The following is a 20,203-nucleotide window of genomic DNA, read 5'->3' as shown; positions in this document are numbered from 1 at the left end:
GTCAGCTTCCTTTCGCGACACACGGGTCGCGCAATGCGGTCGCCCGGTTTTCCAGGAACCACGGGAAATAAGCGGTGTTCACGCCGCCGCGGGCGAATTCCTCCTGCTGCATCAGTTCGATGTGCATTGGCAGGTTGGTGCTCACGCCGGAAATCTCGCACTGCGCCAGCGCATGGCGCAGGCGCTGGAGAGCCTGGGCGCGGTCGGCGCCCTGGACGATCAGCTTGGCAAGGAGGGAGTCGTAGAACGGCGGCACGCGGGCGCCTGTCTGGATGTGCGTATCGATGCGCACGCCTTCGCCGAGCGGAAACACCGCGCGGCTCACCGTACCCGGGCTGGGGCGAAAATCCTGCGTCCAGTCTTCGGCGTTGATGCGGCACTCGATCGCGTGCCCGGCGAGACGCACGTCGTCCTGCGTCAGACGCAGCGGCTTTCCTTCAGCGACCGCGATTTGCTCGGCGACCAGGTCGAGCCCGCAGATCGCTTCGGTGACCGGATGCTCGACCTGAATGCGCGCGTTCATTTCGAGGAAGTAGAAGGTGTCGCGCTCGCAGTCGACCAGCAGTTCGACGGTGCCCAGCCCGCGGTATTCGAGATGCTTCGCGAAAGTGATGGCGGCCTCGTGCATTGCGGCCCGCAGTCCGTCGCGCAGGTTCGGAGCCGGGGCTTCCTCGACCAGCTTCTGGTAGCGGCGCTGGATCGAACAGTCGCGCGTGCCCAGATGAATCACGTTCTCGCCATCGCCCAGCACCTGCACTTCGACGTGGCGGCCGGACGCGACATAGCGCTCCAGATAGACACGGGGATCGCCGAACGAAGCGTGGGCTTCGGCCATCGCCAGTTCGATCGTCGCCGCGAGCTTGTCCGGCTCGTGCACCAGCTTCATGCCGCGGCCGCCGCCGCCGCTGACGGCCTTGATCAGGACCGGCCAGCCCGTTTTTTCAGCTAGGGCCCGCGCTTCCTCGACGCTGTCGACTTCGCCGCCCGGCACCACCGGAAGTCCGGCGGCGAGCGCGTGGCTGCGCGCCTTGAGCTTGTCGCCGACGGCATCGAGCTGCGCCTCGGTCGGTCCGATGAAAACGATCCCCGCGGCGGTGCAGGCCTGGGCGAGGCGCTGGTTCTCGGACAGGAAGCCGTATCCGGGATGGATCGCATCGGCTTTCGCCGCACGCGCGGCGCCGACGACGGCGTCGACGTCGAGGTAGCTCGCGGACGATTTCGCCGGCCCGATGCAGATCGTGTGGTCGGCCAGGCGCGCCGCCTGCGAGTCGAGATCGGCCTCGGAGGCGGCGAGGACGGTTTCGATGCCGAGGCGCTGGCAGGTGCGCACGATGCGCACCGCGATCTCGCCGCGGTTGGCGATGAGAATGCGGCGTATCGTCATGCGCCCTCCGGCTCGATGCGCATCAGCACCGCGTCGTGCTCGACGGTGGCCGCATCCTGCGCGCAGATTTCCACGACCTTCCCGGCCGTTCCAGCGTAAATCGAGTTCATCAGCTTCATCGTTTCGACGATGCCGACCAGGGTGTTTTTCTCGACACGGCTGCCCACTTCGACGAAGGCGGGCGCGCCCGGCTTGGGCGCCCGGTAGAAGGTCCCCAGCAAGGGCGTGCGCACCGGAACGAGGTGCTCCGCTTCAGCCTGCGTGGAGTGTTGCGCCTGCGGCGCATCGGAAGCGGCCGGTGTGGCGGCCGCAGTGGCCGGGGCCAGCAGATTGGGCGCGGAGAGGATCTGCGCTTCCTGCGTCCACGTGCCGTCGCCGCCGCGCCGCAATTGCAACTTGAAGCGCAAGGTCTGCAGGTTCAGTTCGTCGAAAGGTCCCGCATCCAGCAGCTGCAGAATCTCGTTCACATCTTCGTTGGTCAGTTTCATTTGCTGGCAGCCTCACTGCGAATGCGGGAATAGGCGATGGCCTGCTCGACCAAAGCGTCGGCGAATTTTTCGTCGTTGATATGCAGGGGTAACTCGACCACCGGCACGTCGGCCCGCATCTTCTGCTTCAGGTGCGCAGCGAACACCGGCGGCAGCGACGGATCGTGGAGATGGCCATCGGGGCTGTCGTGGTTCGAAAAACCTTGCAGCGGCACGAAGAAGCTGACTGGCCCCTTGGCGTCCTCGATCAGGGCTGCCATATGCTCGGCATCGTTGCGGAATTCCTGGGCTTCGGCGCGGACCGCGGTGAGGGCCGGGTTATGCTCGTGATAACGCTTGCCGGGGAATCGCACTTTGGCTTCGGCCAGCGGTCCGGCAACGAGGAAATCGAGGTTGCCGGGGGCGAAAATCGTCGGCACGCCTTTCTCCAGCGCGGCCTTGCCGCGCTCGGGACCGGTCGCGCACAAGCCGCCGTGGAGGTATTCGCTGACCTCGATCAGCGAAAGGTCGATGACCACCGCGACGTCGCGCTCGCGGATGATCTGCTCCATCGCCGCACCGCCGGTGCCGAGGGTGTGAAAAACCATGACCTCGAACCCTTGCTGCTCCAGCGACTGCCGCACGCGCGCGCTGCATTTCTCCGTGGTACCGAGCGTCGAGATGGTGACCAGCGGCTTGTTTCCGGTTTCCACCGACTGGTAGTCGTGGGCCATCGCCGCCGCGGCGAGCGCGCCATTACGGAAGGCGCTGCGGGTGATCGAATTGAGCCCGGAAATGTCGCACACCGGGTTCACCATCACGATGTCCTTGGCGCCGACGAACGGGCGAGTCATCCCCGAGGCCATGGTGGAAATCATGACTTTGGGCAGCCCATAGGGAAAGGTCTGCATGATCCTGGTCGCAAGCGCCGTCCCCATCGAGCCGCCGAGGCCGAGAATGCCGCTCAAACCCACGTCATGGTGCAGCGCGTGAGCGCACTTGAGCGCCCCCCGGGTCATCACTTCCAGACACAAGCCTTCGTGCTTGAGCGCGCGGATTGCCGGCATCGTCATGTCCGCGGCGGCGGCGATTTCTTCGGGTCCGATCTCCGCCTGTTCGTCCAGCGTGCGGCGGACGCTGGGGTCCAGGTGATAGACCTCTACCCCCGCCCCTTCCAGGCATTCCCTGATGTATTTCGCTTCCTGTTCCTTGGTGTCCCGCGTGGCGATGAAAAGCACCTTGGGTTTGGGCTTGTCGGTCATAATTGTCTCCGGATCTTATGACTGCCGTGCGCTGTCAGCCCAGCGAATAGTCCTGCTGGGTCTTCGCGTAATGGAGGAAAAAATCGAGCGCCTGGGGGTTGCCCATGGTGTTCCGATTGACCGCTTTTTCGACCGGAAGGCCCATCAGGATCTTGCGCACCGGTACTTCCATTTTCTTGCCCGTGAGGGTGGCCGGGATGCAAGGCACTTCGAGGATCCGGTCCGGCACATGACGCGGCGTGTATTCCTTGCGCAGCAGCGTGTTGATGCGCTTTTCCAGATCCGCGTCCAGGTGGGCGCCGACCGACAATTTCACGAACAGCGGCATGAAAAACTGGTTTTGTGGCAAGTCGAGGTTCACGATCAGCGCATCCTCGACCTCGTCGAGCGTGGCCAGGGCGCGATAGATCTCCGCGGTGCCGATGCGCACGCCTTGGCGGTTCAGCGTTGCGTCCGAGCGACCGAGCACGAAGCAGCCCCCGCGCCCATTGATGCGGAAGAAATCGCCGTGGCGCCACACGCCCGGGAATTCCTCGAAATAGGCTTCCCGGTAGCGCACATGCCCGGGGTCGTTCCAGAAGCCGATCGGCATCGACGGCAAAGGCTCGGTGATCACCAGCTCCCCGACTTCATCGACGACGGGTTCGCCGCGCTCGTTGAACGCCGCCGCGGCGACGCCGAGCGACGGCGCCTGAATCTCGCCGGCATAGACAGGCAGGATCGGCACGCCGCCGACGAAGCCGGTGCAGCAGTCGGTACCGCCGCTGCCGGTGGCGATCCACAGGTCTTTCTTGACGTTGTCGTAAAACCAGGCGGTGCACTCGGGCGACACCGGCGAGCCAGCCGGCATGATCGCACGCAGTTTCGACAGGTCGTACCTGGCTCCGGGCACGATCCCGGCCTTGTCCATGATGTCGACGTAGGTCGGGCTGGCGCCGAAGAAACTGGCACCGCAGTCCTGGGCCATCTTCCACAGCACGTCGGGGGTCGGATAGGCGGGATTGCCGTCATAGAGTACCGGGCACGCCCCCACCAGCAGCGAGCTTGCGACCACGTTCCACATCATCCAGCCGGTGGTGGTGAAGAAGAAGGTGCGCTCGCCGGCGTGAATGTCCATGTGGAAGGCGAGCAGCTTGTGCATTTCGAGGAGGATGCCGCCATGGCTGTGCACGATGGCCTTGGGCAGGCCGGTCGTGCCGGACGAGAACAGTATCCACAGCGGATGATCGAAGGGTACCTGTTCGAACCGGAACTCGTCGGCCGGTACCGGCGGGTGATCCAGCAAGGTTTCCCACGACCGCACCCGCGCGTCCGCCGGGGCGGCGTTGTGCGTGTCCAAGTACGCCAAGTGTATGACGTGTTCGATGCTGTCGAGCGCGCCGAGAATCTCCTGCACCTCGCCGCGGCGGTCGAAAGCCTTGCCGCCGTAGCGGTAGCCGTCGACGCAAAACAGCACTTTCGGCGCGAGCTGGGTGACGCGGTCGAGAACGCCCTGAGAGCCGAAGTCCGGCGAACAACTCGCCCACACCGCGCCGATGCTCGTCGTCGCCAGCATCGCGACGATGGCCTGCGGGATATTGGGCATATAGGCGACCACCCGGTCGCCGGGTTTGACGCCGAGCCGCCGCAATTGGGTCGCGAGGATGCGCACTTGGCTCGCCAGATTCTCCCAAGACATCGCGGTCAGAGGCTGGCTTTCGCTCAGATACATCAGCGCGTCTTCGCCGGCGCGCTCCTGCCGCAGAATGTGCTGCGCGTAGTTCAGCCTTGCGCCGGGAAACCATTGCGCGCCGGGCATCTTGCGATCGGCGAGCGCGCGCGAAATCGGCGCGGAGGATTCAAGCGAGAAATAATCCCAGAGCGCGCCCCAGAATCCCTCCAGGTCGGTTACCGACCACTGCCACAGATCGGCATAACTCGCGAAATTCGAGCTGCGCGCATCCTGCAGCCATTTCATGAATCTCGTTACGTTCGCGTTTTCAACGCAGTGGGCGCTGGGGGTCCATAACAAATCGCCTTCTTTGATCATCGAAGCATCCCTGTTTTATTAAGCTGTTTTCGATTAGAGCGTCAATCCGGTCTTGCCAAGTTCGTAAGCATCGTAAGCAGCACGGTAGTGGGCTTTAATGACCCTTCGCAGTTGAACGTCGTTTGCCTGGTGCTGCTGTGAAGCAAGACTAGTGCCAAACACATTTTTTAAGAGGAATGCTGCGTGACAACATGGCGATGACACGGCAAAAGAATGGAAATATTGTCCTGCAAGTTAAAAAGTTAATGCAGTGCACCACTCCGGGCTCTTGAAACCAGTTCATAAAATCATCAATATGCCGATAGTTAAAGACGGCGGAATTTAGAAAAACAGGAGGAGACGGTGAAGGAGACACAGCGTGAGAAAAAAATGGGCGCTCCTGTGGAACAGTTCGGGGCTTTTGAAGAATTGAGCAGGAATGTCCGTCTGCCACTCGAAGACGTTACGTCGTGCTTGTCGTTTTCGCCCGAGGAGGGGTACATCTGGCTCAGCGATCAGCGCATGATATTGCTGCACGGCAGCGCATTCGGGGCGTTGCGTCGCGAGCTGATCGATAGCCTCGGGGTGGAGAAGGCGCGTGGGTTGTTTACGCGTATGGGCTATATTGCAGGCGCCCGCGATGCGCGCATAGAGCAGTCGCGGTGGCCAGGCGCCCCTTTGACTGCATTGTATAAAGCGCAACTGCATTCATTCGAAGGCATGGTCAGGGTGGAGCCAGTACGGTTCCATTTCGATCAGGAAAAAGGGCAGTTCGATGGTGAGTACTTGTGGCACCACTCGATCGAGGCGGACGAACATATCGCCGCCTATGGTCTCGGCACTTCGGCTACCTGCTGGATGTTGACCGGCTATGCGATGGGGCATGGGAGCACGTTGTTGGGCCAGCTTGTGATTGCACGAGAGATCAGTTGCCGCTCGATGGGAGATTCGGTTTGCCGGTTGGTGGTCAAATCAGCCGATTTATGGGATGACATTGCAGAAGATATGCGCCGTCTCAATGCCGAGGATTTTGTCGGTTCTCCGGCTTCCCGCGCTTCGACAGTGACAGCGGCTGGGGATTTTTCAAATGACCTGAAAAATGATTCGGCGATGGCGCCGTACCAGACTGCCATGATTGGCGCCTCAGCTGCCTTTAACTCTGCGTGCCATCAACTTCGGCGCGTGGCGCAAACTGACGCGACTGTTTTATTCACCGGGGAGTCAGGGGTCGGGAAGGAAATGTTTGCCAACATGCTCCACCGCATTAGTCCGCGAGCGGATCAACCCTTTGTCGCGGTGAACTGTGCGGCGATTCCAGACACGCTGATTGAAGCGGAGTTATTCGGGGTTGAGCGTGGGGCCTATACCGGAGCGAGCGCCTCGCGTGCCGGGCGCTTTGAGCGTGCGAACAAGGGAACGTTGTTTTTGGATGAAATCGGCACCTTGAGCCCCATTGCGCAAGGAAAGCTGCTGCGCGCTCTGCAAGAAGGAGAGATCGAGCGAGTGGGGGGGGAATGTTGTATTCGCATCGATGTGAGGGTGGTCGCCGCTACCAACGTGGACTTGCGCCAGGCTGTTCGCGAGGGCAGTTTCCGCGAGGATTTGTTCTATCGGCTCAACGTATTTCCCATTCAATTGCCGCCGCTGCGTTCGCGCAAGGATGACATACCGCTGCTAATGAATCACTTCTTGAATTTTTATTGCGATAAATATAATCGTCAGGTGATCGGTTTTTCTCCCGCAGTCATCAAGGCTTTTCTCAACTATGAGTTTCCAGGGAACATTCGGGAACTGCAAAATCTGGTCGAGCGCGGAGTCATATCGGCTTATGATGGCGGGGTCATTGATTTGTCGAATCTATTCACGAGCGGCGAAGCCCTCCCCCGAGATGTGCTGTCCATCGCTCTGGGAACAGGGCGCGCGATGCTCAAGAATGACAAAATCGAAGTCGACGAAAAATCTTCCGAGGCGAAGGATTTGTTCCAGTTATTATTGCAGTTTCAAGGCAATGACACGACTCTCTCGCTGGAGAAAATAGAACAAACTTTAGTCGAAAATGCAGTTTCCATGTCGAAGGGCAATTACTCCGCTGCGGCACGCCTGCTTGGGATCACTCGTTCTCAACTCGCGTACCGATGCGAAAAATATAAAATGACCGAAGGTGAAGGTAGTTGAGTCATTTGGCCAGCGCCAGAAACCGTGTTCGTCCTGCGGGTAAAAAAAAGGGGCCCTGCAACCGCCCCGAAAGTCTTCGGAGGAGACCGAAGCAAATAGTTCTGATCAACATGACGGGTGGGCTTTGGCTACAAACACCGGCAGAGGCGAGTGGGTCAGGACTTTGTGGGTTTGCGATCCGAGCGCGAGGGCCTTCAGGCCGCGTCGACCATGCGACGCCATGTAAATCAGGTCGCACGCTTTTTCCCGGGCAACGTGAAGAATCTCCTCGCAGGGGTCGGTGCCTATCCGTACGACCCCTTCGCAGGCGAGCTGCGCGGCCTGGCCCGCCGCCACGGCGTCGGAAATGACGGCCGACGCGCGGTGCTTCAACTCCTTTTCGAACGCTTCGGGAGAGAGCGTGCGCATCAGCGCCCCCTCCTGGGTCGCGCCGTAATCCTCGACCATCGTAAAAAAGGTGACGCGCGCCCCGAGGCTGCCGGCGAACTCCACCGCCTGCGCCACCAGCGAGCTCGTCAGCTCCGAACCATCGAGCGGCACCAGGATGTGACGGTACATTTCATGATCCTCCGTAGGGTCAGGCCAGCGCCATTTTTTTCGGTCGCAGCAGGAAATGCCCGAGCGCGGGCAGCAGGATCAGGGCGCCGAGCATGTTCCAGATGAACATGAAGGCGAGCAGGATCCCCATGTCGGCCTGGAACTTGATCGGCGACCACGCCCAGGTGGCCACGGCCAGCCCCAGCGTGATGCCGGTGAGCACCACCACCTTGCCGGTGAAGGTGAGCGCCTTGTAATAGGCTTCCGACAGGCTCATGCCCTCCTTGAGGCGCGCGAGCGTGACGGTCATCACGTAGAGCGCGTAATCGACGCCGATGCCGACCCCGAGCGCAATCACCGGCAAGGTCGCGACCTTGACGCCGATGTTGAGCCACACCATCAACGCCTCGCACAGCACCGAGGTGATCATCAGCGGCACCACCGCGCACACCACGGCGCGCCACGAGCGGAACGTGATGAACGCGAGCACGATCACCGCCGCATAGACGAGGAACAGCATCTGCACGTTGGCCTTCTTCACGATGATGTTGGTCGCCGCCTCGATGCCCGCGTTGCCGGCGGCGTTCAGAAAGCGCACCGCGTCGGTGTCGTGGCGGGCGGCGAACGCCTCGACCACCTTGACCACGCTCGTGAGCGTGTCGGCCTTGTGGTCCTTGAGGTAGGCATACACGGTCAGAAGATCGCAGTTCTGGTTGAACATCTCGCGCGGGGCGCGGGTGATGATCGCGTTGAGCATCTCCTGCGAGCGCGGGATCTCGAACCACTTGAGGCTCCCTTCGTTCATGCCGGCGTTCGACGCCTTGGCGAGCCCCGCCAGCGAGCTGGTCGTCTCGACCCCGGGCAGCTGCTGCAGCTCGCGCTCGAGCGCATCGACCGCCATCAGCGTGTCGTACTGGCCGCACGCGTATTGGGGCGTGCGCACCATGACGATGTAGACGTCGCTGCTCGCCGCGTAGTTGGCGGTCATGAAGGCGTTGTCGCGGTTGTAGCGCGAGTCCGGGCGCAGCTCGGGCGCCCCCGGGTCGGTGTCGCCGATCTTGAGCTGGAAGCTCGCCGCGAGCCCCACCGCCCCCATCGCCAGTCCCGCGAGCACCGCGATCGTCGCCCACTTGCGCTGCGTGAAGAGATCGAGGAACGCCCAGAACGGGTGCTTGGCCTGGGCGCCGCTCGCCTCGAGGAGCTCGGCCTTGAGGCTGCGCTGGGCGGCGACGGCGCTCACCCCGGTGTAGGAGAGCAGGATCGGTAGCAGCACGAGGTTGGTGAAGATCAGCACCGCGACGCCGATGCTGGCGGTGACCGCCAGATCCTGGATGACCTGGATGTCGATGACCATCAGCACCGCAAAGCCGACCGCGTCGGCCAGGAGCGCGGTCATCCCGGCCAGGAACAGACGGCGGAAGGTGTAGCGAGCCGCCACCAGGCTGTGCGTGCCGCGCCCGATGTCCTGCATGATGCCGTTCATCTTCTGCGCACCGTGGCTCATGCCGATGGCGAAGACCAGGAAAGGCACCAGCACCGAGTACGGGTCGAGCTCGTAGCCGAGCGTGGGCAACAGGCCCAGCAGCCACACCACGGCCACCACCGAGCACGCCACCACCAAGAGCGTGCTGCGCAGGCAGCGGGTGTACCAGTACAGCACCGCGGTGCAGATGAGGATCGCGACAGCGAAGAACATTATCACCTGCTGCAGCCCCTCGATCAGGTCGCCGACCACCTTGGCAAAGCCGGTGACGTGGATCTTGATCGTGTCCGACTCGTATTTCGCGCGCAGCGCCTCGATGCGCTGGGAGAGCGCGTGGTAGTCGATGCGCTCGCCGGTCTCGGCGATCGTGTCCTGGAGCGGCACGAAGAGGATGCTCGACTGATAGTTGGCCGCCACCAGCTGGCCGATCTCGCCCGAGCGCTCGACATTGATCCGCACCTGCTCGAGCGCTTCGGGCGAGCCGTCGTAGTCGTCCGGAATCACCGGGCCGCCGTCGAGCCCTTCTTCGGTCACCCCGGTCCAGCGCACCGCGGGCGCCCACAAGGATTTCATGTAGGGGCGGTCGACGCCCGGCATCAGAAAGAGCTCGTCGCTCATCTTGCGCACGGTGTCGAGATACTCCGCGTTGAAGATGTCTCCTTCGGTCGTCGCCACCGCGATGCGCAGGCTGTTGCCCATGCCCGCGAGCTGGCTGCGGTTGTCGAGGAAGTTCGCGACATACGGGTGGCTCGTCGGGATCATCTTGTCGAACGCGGCGTTCAGCTTGAGCCCGAGCGCCTGGTAGCCGAGCACGACGGTCGCGAGCAGGCACAGCGCGACGATCACCAGGCGGTTGTTGAACAGGAGGCGCTCGCCCAGCGAGCCCGAGCGCGTGTCGAAATTCGCTAGGTTCGCGATGACCGCTTCGGCAGGAAGTGCATGGGCGACAGCCATCATTTACGCTCCGCGACGATGAATTGAGCCAGGCCGACGCGGTTCAGACCGCGTGCCCCGGCCATGATGAGCGCGCCATCGCCGGCTTGGGCGAGCGCGGTGATCGCGTTGGGCGCTTTGACTTCGAGGGCGGTGAAGCTGCGCCCGCGGTCGTTGCTGCGCCGCAGCCGACCGCTTTCGTCGGCGAGCACGACCGACCCATCCTTGAGCCGCACGGCGCTCGTGATCGTGATGTCCTGATCGAGCGCGATGTGCGTCCAGCTCGCGCCCGCGTCGCTGCTGCGCCACACGTTACCGCGCAAGCCGTACGCGAGCAGCGTCTCGTCGCCGAGCGCGAGGACGCCGAAGAACGTGCCCGCATAGGGTGTCTTGATCGCCGAGAACGAAGCCCCGGCATCGGCCGAGCCGAAAAACGCCCCTTGCTCCCCGGAGATCAACAGCTGGTCGCCGTCGGCGTGGACGGTGTAGAGATGCAGCCCCCGCGGGTTCGGCACCCGCGACTGGATCGCGTGCCAGGACTGGCCGCCGTCGTCGGTCGCGAGCGCCAAGCCGTAGGCGCCGACCACGTAGCCGCGCCGCTCGTTGGCGAAACTCACGCCGAGCAACGGCTTGTCCGGACCGTCTTCGACGATTCGCTGCGCATCGCGCAGCAGACGATCCGCTCCGTCCTCGCCCGCTGCCGCGCGCGCCTTCGCCTCTTCGAACACGCGCTGCGCCGCCTGGCGGCCGTCGAGTTGGCGCACCCAGGTTTCACCGCCATCGCGCGAATGCAGCACGACGCCGCTATGGCCGACCGCCCAGCCCAACTGGTCGGTGACGAAGGTGACGGCGGTCAGCGCGACGCTCGAGGGCACCGTCTTCGCCTGTCTCCAGCTATTGCCGCAGTCGTCGGATAACAGCACCGTGCCGCGCACCCCAACCGACACCAGTCGCTCGCCCGCGTGCGTCACCGCCAGCTGCACCGAACTGGTGGCGCGCACATCAGCACTGGCCGCCACCTCCATCAGATCCGGCACCGGCTCGCTCAAGGCGGCCGCGGCCCCCAAGGGCCAGAGCAAGCTGAAAAGAGTTGCAGCCACGACGGGCCGTACTGCAAGGTTCAATACCATGTTACTGACTCGCGTCTGCGCTCCGGTGGGGCAGCGCGGACCCCGGGCGGATCCGTGCTGCGGCTGGTGCGTCGTTCAAAAACGGAAAAATTCGTGTGAAAGGCCTGCCCACCCCAGGCGGGCAGGCCTTGCCGCGGCTACCAGCCGCCACGGACCAGATCAGCGCGCCGCGTCGGCGGCGACCGCGTCCCCGGTAAAGAAGGTTTCGGGCTTGCGCGGCACGACTCGATACGATTCGTCGTTCAGGCCTTGCACCGTGCTCATCGTGCCCGCTTGCAGGTTGAAGACCGTCACCTGCTTGGCGAGCAACGCCGGAACGGCCGGCACGAAGAAGTTCGGCACCTGGGACGTGCGCCATAGCTTGCCTTTGGAGTCGTAGCCGTCCATCAATGCCAGCAGCGACGTATCTTCGTCGAAGTAGTACTTGCGCTTGGGCACCGCATGGCGCTTGCCCGACACCACCGTCGCTTCGACTTCCCACACCCGATGCAGCTCCCAGCGCACCTTGGCCGGATTCAGGTGGAACTTGTCGAACGCTTCGGAGACCTTGGCGGTGACCAGTTCGTTGTTGTTGTAAGGAATGTACATCTCCCGCTTGCCGACGAGCTTCCACTCGTAGCGGTCGGGGTGGCCGAAGAAGCCTTGCACCTCGTCGAAGTAGTTCGCGCCCGAGGCGACGAAGTCCGGCGTGTCGTAGGCGACCGTCGGTGCGCGCCGCACGCGGCGCTGGCCGACGAGGTACTGCCAGGCCTGACGCGGAGTCTGGGGGTCGATCTTGTCTCGAATCACCAGCGATTCGCCTACCTTGAAGGACGGCGCGGTCGTGCTGAAGCGCTGCATGAAATACTCGCCGTTTCCGTTCTTCGTCCACGTCTCCCACGAGCCATCCTTGTAGTTGTAGGGATGCTGGAAGAAGTTGTCATTGCGCGTCGCCAGCGTGTGATTTCCATCGGCCGACCCGACAATGTTCTTGAAGCCGAACTCGATCGATTCGGCTTCAACGCGCAACAGGTAGTTCCACACCACTTCGACGCCGGCCTGCGGAATGGGGAACGGGAGGCCGCCAAAGCAGTTTTCAATGGAGGCGCCGCCCGCGATCGTCTTGCAGTTTGTCGCGTTCCTGAAAGTGTTGTCGGCGATGTGCGTGGGCACGGTCGCGGTGCGGTGCGTCGGATAAATGTCGACACGGAACGTATCCGGGTATTTCTTCAGCAGCGCCTGCGTGCCTTCGGAGAGCTTGTCGGCGTGCTGCGCCATGTTCGCCGCGGTGATCTGCACCAGCGGCTTTTCATTCGGGAAAAGATTCACCGGAATGTCGCCCACCTTGGCGCCGGCCACCGGCTGGGTCTGGCCGCCCGTCCACGCCGGAATCGTGCCGTCCTTGTTGCCCGCTTTATCGCCGCCGAGCGGCGTCAGCGAGCTCTTGAGTTTCGCCGCGTCCTCGGCGCTGACGGCCGCCGCGGCCGTGTGCACACCCGAGACCAGCGCCAGCAGCGATGCGCACAGCAAAGTTTTTTTGAACATGTCCCGTCTCCTCGTTTATTTATGATGAATCAGAACGTGCGCTGCACCGTCAGCGACACGAAATCGCGGTCGCCGTGGAAGTTGTCATAGGACAACTCGCCCGCGGGATTGACGATCGAGCCCGAATCGCCGATGTAGTGGGTGTAGTTCAGGCCGGCCTGCCAGGTCTTGCGGTAATCGGCCTTGACGCCGACGCTGACGTTGCCGCCGTTTTCGGACGGGAACAGCACACCATTGACGGATGAACGCCCGGTCAGGCCGTAGCTCACCCCGATCGGCACCTGCAGGTCGAGCCCGGGCGCGACCTGGAAATATTCCGGCGTGAACACGAACTGGAGCGCGCTCGCCTCGCGCGTGGCATTCGGATCGAGCGCCGCGCGGTTGTCGGTGACGTTCAATACCCGGTTGTAGGCGAACTCGCCGACGAAAGAAGCCCCTTCCCACAGCGCATTGGCCGCCAGCACGCTGATCGCCGACAGGCTCACGTGCATCGTCCGGCCTTTCGGGAAAGTCGCGTCGTCGTCGTTGTCCGCGCCGCCCAGCCCGACGATGACGTTGCCGGTGCCCACTAGCGGTTGGTTCTCGCGAAACGACAGTTCGCCCGAGACGTTCGTCTCGCCCAGCAGCGTTGCGAAGCTCGCGCCCACCGTGCGGATGTTCTCCGCATAGACAAGAGCATAGTCGCCATCGACGCCGTGGGCCGGATCGGCATTGACCCCGGGCCGGATGTAGAACTGCGGCAGCTTGTCGTGGAACTGCGCAGCGTACAGCCCGTACTCGGTGTCGCCGGCGCGGAACTTGACTTGTACCCCGCCCTGGCCCGAGTCCTGCGCGTCCATGTCCTGCGCGCGGCGCAAGGTGCCGTTCGGGCCGAACGGGCCGTACAGGAATTCTCCGCCGGCGCCGGCAAAGTCGGCGAACGAGAAGTAGCTCCCGGCCCCCGGCAGGCGCGACTCGCGCCATTCGTACTGGTAGTAGGCGCCGATCGACAAGTCGGCGCTCAGCTGCAGCTGCGCCGACACCTGCCCCACCGGGCGCGCGACTTCCTTGAACTGGGAGTTCGGCACCGACAGCGCGCGCGCCAGATCGAGCGGCGTTTGCGCGCCGGCGATGCCGTTTGCGCCAAAGAACAGCGTCTCGCCGTAGAGCTGGGTGAAACGCCCCGCCTTGAGGTTCAGCCCCTTGCCGTCGATCTCGGTGCGGCCATACACGAAGGCATCGAGAAACTCCGCCTTGCGGCCATGCAGCTTTTCGGTCGCTGTCGTAAATTCATCGAAATCTGCGGAGCGCTGGTTGAGCGACCAGGCGTGGCGTTGGCTGCGGTCGTGGTCTTCGTTGTAAACCTGGTCGTACCAAGCGGCGCCACTGACGCGAATCCCCACGTTGTTCTTGTAGCGCAGATCGAATTCGGACAACAGGTCGACTCGGTTCGAGATCAGACCGCGGTTGAAGTTGCGGTCGCCGTCATTGGTGTTGATCCGGGCGCCTGCATCCGAAGCAGGGCCGCTGCTTTCCTGTTTCTCGACCCTCCAGCTCGCATTGTATTTGATGGTGTTGTCCCAGCGCATCGACAGGTCCGGGTTGCCCGTATCGAGGGTGATGCCGAAAGCTGCGCCTGAAATCACCATGCCAGAGCAAACGGCGACAATAGTCTTACCGCTTGGCGAAACCGGCGGCGTAAAACCGGAGTTAAAACAAGACTGCTTGTCGTTCATGTCTTCCTCCTTAAGGAAATATAACTACCGCCTTTTTTGCCTATACCCCATTAGGGATGGAGGCTTGTTGCAGAAGCGTTTCAAATGGCAGAGTTAGTGCGGCAATACATGTCCTTTTTTAGTAATTTTATGAATTGATAAAATGAACATGGCTTTAAGTAGCTGAAACTTGGCAATTGGAATTCGGCTGCTTGCGGGACTATTTCCTGACGTCGAATGTCCATCGTGAGGCACGAGGTGGCTATCTCTGCTGCACAAGAAAAGCATGGATCATGCCAATCTTTTTTTTAATCCATGGATGTTGCAACGCAGAAGATCGGCATCCCTTTAAAATTGCCTTTTAATGTGAATTCAGACCCATACTTTGCGCAGTGCGGAAGAAAAGCGGTTTTCAGCTGATTGAGAAATTTGTGAAAACACTGTGCGGTGGGGCTGGTGAACTTCATACTTTTCGTGCTTCGACCCCAAGCTTTTGTCTTTCCAGTTTCAGCAACGAGCCGACGAACCCGACTGCTGAATTTCGATGTAAGCGCTCCACGAACCTTTCTATTGCCCATATGATTCATTCGCTTATAGTGCGTTGTTAAAGCGTTGCCTAAGCTTTGTGTCACTGCCGGATGTAAGTTGATACGGGGGCAGCGGTATTGACGTCCATTCGAGTGCTCAGTTGGAAGTGGGGTCGTGGGCAGAGGACGAGGTGGCGACTTCCGAGTTCAAGGACGAGCGGCTGGGTAAGCGGTTTCGAACTCTGCTCCAGCAACTGACCGAGGGCGCAGGCAAGAGTATTTCGTTTGCCTGTCAGGACTGGGCCAACACGAAGGCGGCGTACCGTTTCTTCTCGACTCCACGGGTCAGCGAAGAAGCGATCCTGTCAGGACCTTTTCATTCGACCCGCGAACGCGCTTCCCTCGTCGACGACCATGTTCTGGTCTTGCACGACACGACGGAGATTTCGTTCAAGCACAACGACGGCACAATCGGTCTGCTCGGGCAGGTCGGGAGCTAAAGTCAGTTCTGGTGTATGAACCCATCCGGCCTGGCTGATCAGGCGGCGAGCCGCTGCTGTTCCTGCTCTTGCTCCTTCACGGGTTCGCCGTCCTTGAAGACGACGCTGCCCATCAGTTCGGCAATGCGCTTAAAGCCGCGAATCCCCCGCCAAGATTTCTCGGCTTCGTGCACGAGCTTGAAGGCCAGGCCCAGGAAGCTCGCGCGCGACACGCAGTTCTTCGTGCGGGTGGTGCGGTGACGCACGGTGGCGAAGGTCGACTCGATCGGGTTGGTCGTGCGCAGGTGAATCCAGTGCTCGGCCGGGAAGTCGTAGAAGGCGAGCAGCGCGTCGCGATCGGCGACGAGCTTGTCGGCCGAGGCTGTGTAAAAACGCCTCTTATGGCATGATATTGGCATTGTTGTCAGGGTGATCGGGTGCCATGAAACGATTCATCGAAGGACAGTGCCGGACACAGAGCGCATTACTACCCGAGAGTCTGGATGACTTTGTCGCCGAGACAAATCCGGTACGGGTGATCGACGTCTTCGTCGATGAGCTTGATCTGCGCAAGCTGGGCTTCGCTGGCGTCGATCCAGCGGCCACCGGACGCCCCGCCTACCATCCGGCCGCGCTCCTCAAACTCTACATCTACGGCTACCTGAACCGGATCCAGTCGAGTCGGCGCCTGGAGCGCGAAGCTCAGCGCAACCTGGAGTTGATGTGGCTCATCGGACGCCTGACGCCCGACTTCAAGACCATCGCCAACTTCCGCAAGGACAATCCGAAGGGCATCCGTGGCGTCTGTCGCCAGTTCGTCGTGCTGTGCCGCGAACTGGGACTGTTCGCCGAAGCGGTGGTCGCGATCGACGGCAGCAAATTCAAGGCAGTCAATAACCGCGATCGCAACTTCACCAGCGCCAAGCTGCAACGGCGCATGGAAGAGATCGAATCGAGCATCGAGCGCTACCTGGTCGAGATGGTGTCACTGACCGGCACAATGGAGCCACCGATGATCGGCATATAGGAGCCAGCAGGAACGGGCTCTGACGAACGTCTGCGGGGGTTCAAGATTGGCTGTTTTTCGGGGTGCCGGCAAGGGCCGTTTTGGCCTTGTTCGGACCCTGTCGCGGGGCGCGGTAGGAAGCCCCGTCGAGGGTCAGGCAGTAGGCATTGTGGCGCAGGCGATCGACGGTCGCGGACGCGAGGAGTCGGTTGCCGGGGAAGGCCTGGTCCCACTCGGTGAAGTCGAGATTGCTGGTGACGACGGTGGCCGCCTGCTCGTAACGCTCGGCGATCAGGTCGTGCAGATCTTCGTCGGCGGGCGAGCGCAGCGGTTTGAGGCCGAAGTCATCGATGATGAGGACCGGCACGCGCGCGAGCTGCATCAATTTCCGTTCGTACGCGCCGGTGGCCCGCGCCGCATTCAGGCTCGCGAGCAGCTGCGAGCAGGATGCGAACACGACATCAAACCCCTGGCGCACCGCGCAGTGGCCGAGCGCCTGCGCGAGATGGCTCTTGCCGGTGCCGCAGGGGCCGACGATGAGCACCGGGGCGCGCTCGTCGATGTAGCGCCCCGTGGCCAGATCATGCACCAGCGCGCGGTTGGTCGAGGGCAGCCGGTCGAACTCGAAGCCTTCGAGGGTCTTGGTCGCGCGAAACGCCGCGCGGCGCAGCCGCGTGGCGAACTTCTTCTGCTCGCGCCGCGCGACCTCGTCCTGGATCAGTAGCGCGAGAAATTCCGTGTAGGCGAGCTTCGCGTCAATGGCCTGGCGGTTGCGGGCCTCGAGCGAGTCGAGGATGCCGGAAAGGCGTAACTGCTTGAGCTGCGGCGCCAGTTCGGTGGCGGGATTCATGGTGAGAGACTCCTTGGGTGAGATGGGCGTGCGCCCGGTCAGTGAAGCGAGGGGGATTCGTCAGCGAAGAGCGCCGCGGTGGCACGAGCGAAGCGGGCGCGGTCGGCATAGGGTTCGGTGCTGACCGCGGTGAGCGGCTGCAGGTCGTGGCCGCCGGCGAGGATGGTCTTGACGGTGCGGTAATGCGGGCTGTCGTGGTCGAGCGCACGCGCGCAGGCGGCCTCCAGGCGCGCCGCGCCGTAGCGGCTCTTCAACTGCAGCACGCCTTGGGCGGCGCGTAGCCGCTCACTGATGCGGTCGGTGAGCAGCCGCCCGATGAGCCGGGCGCACGCCTCGCCGATCTCCGCGGCCTGCTGCAGACACCAGCTGCGGTCGTGCGCGAAGAAGCGCTGGGCGGCGGGCGGCAGATGGTCGGTGACGGTGCGCCGCTCGCCGGGACGACGGGCGCGGGCGTGGGTGGCGACCGGTTTGAAGTCCTGATAGACCGTGACGACGGTGTCGGTCGCCCGCAGCCACAGGCGTTTGCCGACCAGGGCGAACGGCACGGAGTACAGCGCGCGCTCGAAGCTGACGTGACAGTCGCGATGCACCGCCACCTGGTGCCAGGTGCCCAGATCCGGCGGCACCGCCGGCAGCGGCCGCAGCACGCTGCGCTCGACGGCGAAGCTCGCGAGCGGCTGCACCCGCGTCGTGCCGTGAATGCGCAGCCCCGCTTCCTGCAACACCCAATCGCGCGCCTGGGCGTTCAGATCGGCCAGATCGCGGAAGCTGCGCGTGGGCAGGAAGTTGCCCTTCACGTATTTGACGCCCGCCTCCACGATCCCCTTCTTCTGCGGATCCTGGGGCGGGCAGGCGTCGATCCGAAAGCCGTAGCCTTCGGCGCATTCGGCGTAGGCGCGCTGCACCTCGGGGTCGTGCGCGCACGCCTTGGTGATCGCGCACTTGGCGTTGTCGATGATGAGGCGAGCGGGCACCGCGCCGAACCACTCGAAGGCGCGCCGATGGCAGCCGAGCCAGGTGCGCACGCTCTGATCCCACACGAACTCGACGTACTGGTGCCGCGAGAAACACAGCGTCATCACGAAGGCCCACGTGCGGCGCAGCTCGCCCGTGGCCGGATCCACGAGCTGCGGGCCGGCGCCGAAATCGACCTGCGCCGCTTCGCCCGGCGCGAACGACAAGCGCACGGTCGCTTCCGGCGGGCGCTCGCGCTCGATCGCGGCAATGAGCCGGCGCACGCTGGAATAGTGCCCGGTGAAACCGTGCTCGCGTTTGAGGGTGGCGTGGATCACCACGCCCGACACGCCCTGCGCCAACCACTGCTCGATGAGCGGCCGGTAGGCGCCAATCGACGACTGCGCGGTCACCGGCAGGCGCGGCCGGCCGATCGCCGCGGCGATCTCGGCGTCCTCCGGCACCGGCTGCGCCGGATCGAGCCAGCCGCGGGCGGCGGCCAACTCCCGGAAACGGGCCGCCTTCGCCCGTCCCATCAGTTTCGCGCGCGCGATCTCGCGCTCGGAGTCGCCCTGACGCATGCGCATCAGGGCCTGGCGGTACTCGTACATCTCGATGCTCCTGCGGGCCACCGGCTCCCTCCTGCCAAACCAAAACCCGGCAGGGTAGCGATGGACCGCTCAAGGTCGAGACGTCCGTCAGAACAACGCTGGCTCCATTACGCCGATCCGGCGCTGGCGCCTATGTGCCGATCCGTGACTGGCTCCAATATGCCGATCACGCCCTGGCCTCAATGTGCCGATCATCAACTGGCTTCAATGTGCCGGTCGATGACAGATGGACAGCGCTGACCGGCAAGAGCCGGCTGTGGCCCAGGCGAAGAAGGAGCGACTGCAGGACAAGATTACGACGCTGAAGGCGCGAATGAAGGAACTCGAAGCGATCGGCGTGCAGCTCGAGAACGCGCCCGACAAGCAGGTTTCCCTCACGGATCCCGACGCCCGCTCGATGAAGACGCGGGGCACGGGCATCGTCGGCTACAACGTGCAGACGGCCGTCGAGACCAAGAACCACCTGATCGTCGCCCACGAGGTAACCAACGACGGGCTGGACCGAGATCAACTGAGCAAGATGGGCAAGCAGGCCCGCAAGGCGATGCGAGTGGAGTACCTCACGGCAATCGCCGATCGGGGCTATTTCAAGAGCGAGGAAATCCTCGCCTGCCACAAAGCCGGCGTCGTGCCGCTCGTTCCGAAAAGCACGACTTCCAACGCGAAAGCCGAGGGGCGGTTCGACCGGGCAGACTTCGTGTACGACCGTGACAACGACGAGTACGTCTGTCCAGCCGGCGAGCGCCTGATCTGGCGCTTTGCGCGAGTCGAGGCGAGGCTGACGATGAATCGCTACTGGAGCTCATCCTGCCCGCGATGTGCCCTCAAGCACCAATGCACCCCGAGTGACTATCGGCGTGTGAGCCGCTGGGTGCATGAGGAAGAGCTGGAGGTCATGCAGGCGCGGCTCGATAAAGCGCCGGACAGTATGCGTATCCGACGTCGGACGGTCGAACACCCCTTCGGCACCCTCAAGGCGTGGATGGGCGCGACCCACTTTCTGACCAAGGGCCTCGAACGCGTCCGAACGGAGATGAGTTTGCACGTTCTGGCGTACAACCTGAAGCGAGTAATGAATCTGATGGGAAACGAGGCACTGATGGCAGCGATGCGGGCCTGAAGCAGGTCTATTACGTCCTCAATAACGCCGCCTCGCCGCCAGCGAATGACTTGAATTGC

Annotated in this window: 13 protein-coding genes and 3 pseudogenes; 4 read left to right on the top strand and 12 right to left on the bottom strand. The window is 62.9% G+C overall.

What is annotated here, in order from left to right; all coding sequences use genetic code 11:
- Window position 1 precedes the first annotated feature (1 nt).
- The 4 genes from PA01_00855 to PA01_00840 are packed head-to-tail and all read right to left on the bottom strand — an operon-like array spanning window position 2 to window position 5,142.
- A complete protein-coding gene (locus tag PA01_00855; GenBank protein ID KON82610.1) occupies window positions 2–1,384 on the bottom strand; it encodes an acetyl-CoA carboxylase biotin carboxylase subunit in 1,383 nt (460 codons plus the stop codon).
- Window positions 1,381–1,872 (bottom strand): acetyl-CoA carboxylase biotin carboxyl carrier protein, encoded by a 492-nt coding sequence (gene accB / locus PA01_00850; GenBank protein ID KON82668.2) that lies wholly within the window; start codon window positions 1,870–1,872, stop codon window positions 1,381–1,383. Before accB ends, PA01_00855 begins: the two co-directional genes overlap by 4 nt.
- On the bottom strand, window positions 1,869–3,113 hold the full coding sequence (locus tag PA01_00845; protein ID KON82609.1) for a Tm-1-like ATP-binding domain-containing protein: 1,245 nt from the start codon (window positions 3,111–3,113) through the stop codon (window positions 1,869–1,871). The genes accB and PA01_00845 overlap by 4 nt, the downstream gene beginning before the upstream one ends.
- 34 nt (window positions 3,114–3,147) lie before the next feature.
- The gene (locus tag PA01_00840; GenBank protein ID KON82608.1) at window positions 3,148–5,142 is read right to left on the bottom strand and encodes an acetoacetate--CoA ligase; all 1,995 of its coding nucleotides are present in this window, start codon (window positions 5,140–5,142) and stop codon (window positions 3,148–3,150) included.
- 342 nt (window positions 5,143–5,484) lie between these two features.
- On the opposite strand from PA01_00840, the gene PA01_00835 reads away from it, so the two are divergent.
- Window positions 5,485–7,296: a sigma 54-interacting transcriptional regulator gene (locus PA01_00835; protein ID KON82667.2), complete on the top strand. Its 1,812-nt coding sequence runs from the start codon at window positions 5,485–5,487 to the stop codon at window positions 7,294–7,296.
- A gap of 105 nt (window positions 7,297–7,401) precedes the next feature.
- Here the strand turns inward: PA01_00835 and PA01_00830 are convergent, their stop codons facing one another.
- The 5 genes from PA01_00830 to PA01_00810 form a co-directional block, all read right to left on the bottom strand.
- Window positions 7,402–7,854: a universal stress protein gene (locus PA01_00830; protein ID KON82607.1), complete on the bottom strand. Its 453-nt coding sequence runs from the start codon at window positions 7,852–7,854 to the stop codon at window positions 7,402–7,404.
- Between the two features lie 19 nt (window positions 7,855–7,873).
- Window positions 7,874–10,270, bottom strand: coding sequence for an MMPL family transporter (locus PA01_00825; GenBank protein ID KON82606.1), 2,397 nt, complete (start codon window positions 10,268–10,270; stop codon window positions 7,874–7,876).
- Window positions 10,270–11,298, bottom strand: a complete 1,029-nt coding sequence (locus PA01_00820) for a YCF48-related protein (protein ID KON82605.2) — start codon at window positions 11,296–11,298, stop codon at window positions 10,270–10,272. The genes PA01_00825 and PA01_00820 overlap by 1 nt, the downstream gene beginning before the upstream one ends.
- Window positions 11,299–11,538: 240 nt before the next feature.
- Window positions 11,539–12,903 (bottom strand): DUF1329 domain-containing protein, encoded by a 1,365-nt coding sequence (locus PA01_00815; GenBank protein ID KON82604.1) that lies wholly within the window; start codon window positions 12,901–12,903, stop codon window positions 11,539–11,541.
- A gap of 29 nt (window positions 12,904–12,932) precedes the next feature.
- Window positions 12,933–14,531 (bottom strand): DUF1302 domain-containing protein, encoded by a 1,599-nt coding sequence (locus PA01_00810; GenBank protein ID KON82666.2) that lies wholly within the window; start codon window positions 14,529–14,531, stop codon window positions 12,933–12,935.
- Between the two features lie 760 nt (window positions 14,532–15,291).
- On the opposite strand from PA01_00810, the gene PA01_00805 reads away from it, so the two are divergent.
- On the top strand, window positions 15,292–15,624 hold the full coding sequence (locus tag PA01_00805) for a hypothetical protein (GenBank protein ID KON82603.2): 333 nt from the start codon (window positions 15,292–15,294) through the stop codon (window positions 15,622–15,624).
- Between the two features lie 38 nt (window positions 15,625–15,662).
- On the opposite strand, the pseudogene PA01_00800 reads toward PA01_00805, so the two are convergent.
- Window positions 15,663–15,983: pseudogene (locus PA01_00800) on the bottom strand (transposase).
- A gap of 62 nt (window positions 15,984–16,045) precedes the next feature.
- On the opposite strand from PA01_00800, the pseudogene PA01_00795 reads away from it, so the two are divergent.
- Window positions 16,046–16,576 (top strand): annotated as a pseudogene (locus tag PA01_00795) (transposase).
- Between the two features lie 94 nt (window positions 16,577–16,670).
- Here PA01_00795 and istB read toward each other — a convergent pair.
- Window positions 16,671–17,459, bottom strand: a complete 789-nt coding sequence (gene istB, locus PA01_00790; GenBank protein KON82601.1) for an IS21-like element helper ATPase IstB — start codon at window positions 17,457–17,459, stop codon at window positions 16,671–16,673.
- Between the two features lie 38 nt (window positions 17,460–17,497).
- Entirely contained in the window at window positions 17,498–19,024 is a 1,527-nt protein-coding gene (gene istA, locus PA01_00785) for an IS21 family transposase (GenBank protein ID KON82600.1), read from the bottom strand.
- Window positions 19,025–19,250: 226 nt separating this feature from the next.
- On the opposite strand from istA, the pseudogene PA01_00780 reads away from it, so the two are divergent.
- A pseudogene (locus PA01_00780) lies at window positions 19,251–20,144 on the top strand (transposase).
- Window positions 20,145–20,203 lie beyond the last annotated feature (59 nt).

The organism is Azoarcus sp. PA01 (genome assembly GCA_001274695.2).
Classification (GTDB): domain Bacteria; phylum Pseudomonadota; class Gammaproteobacteria; order Burkholderiales; family Rhodocyclaceae; genus Aromatoleum.
This window is presented reverse-complemented; position numbering and strand designations above follow the sequence as displayed.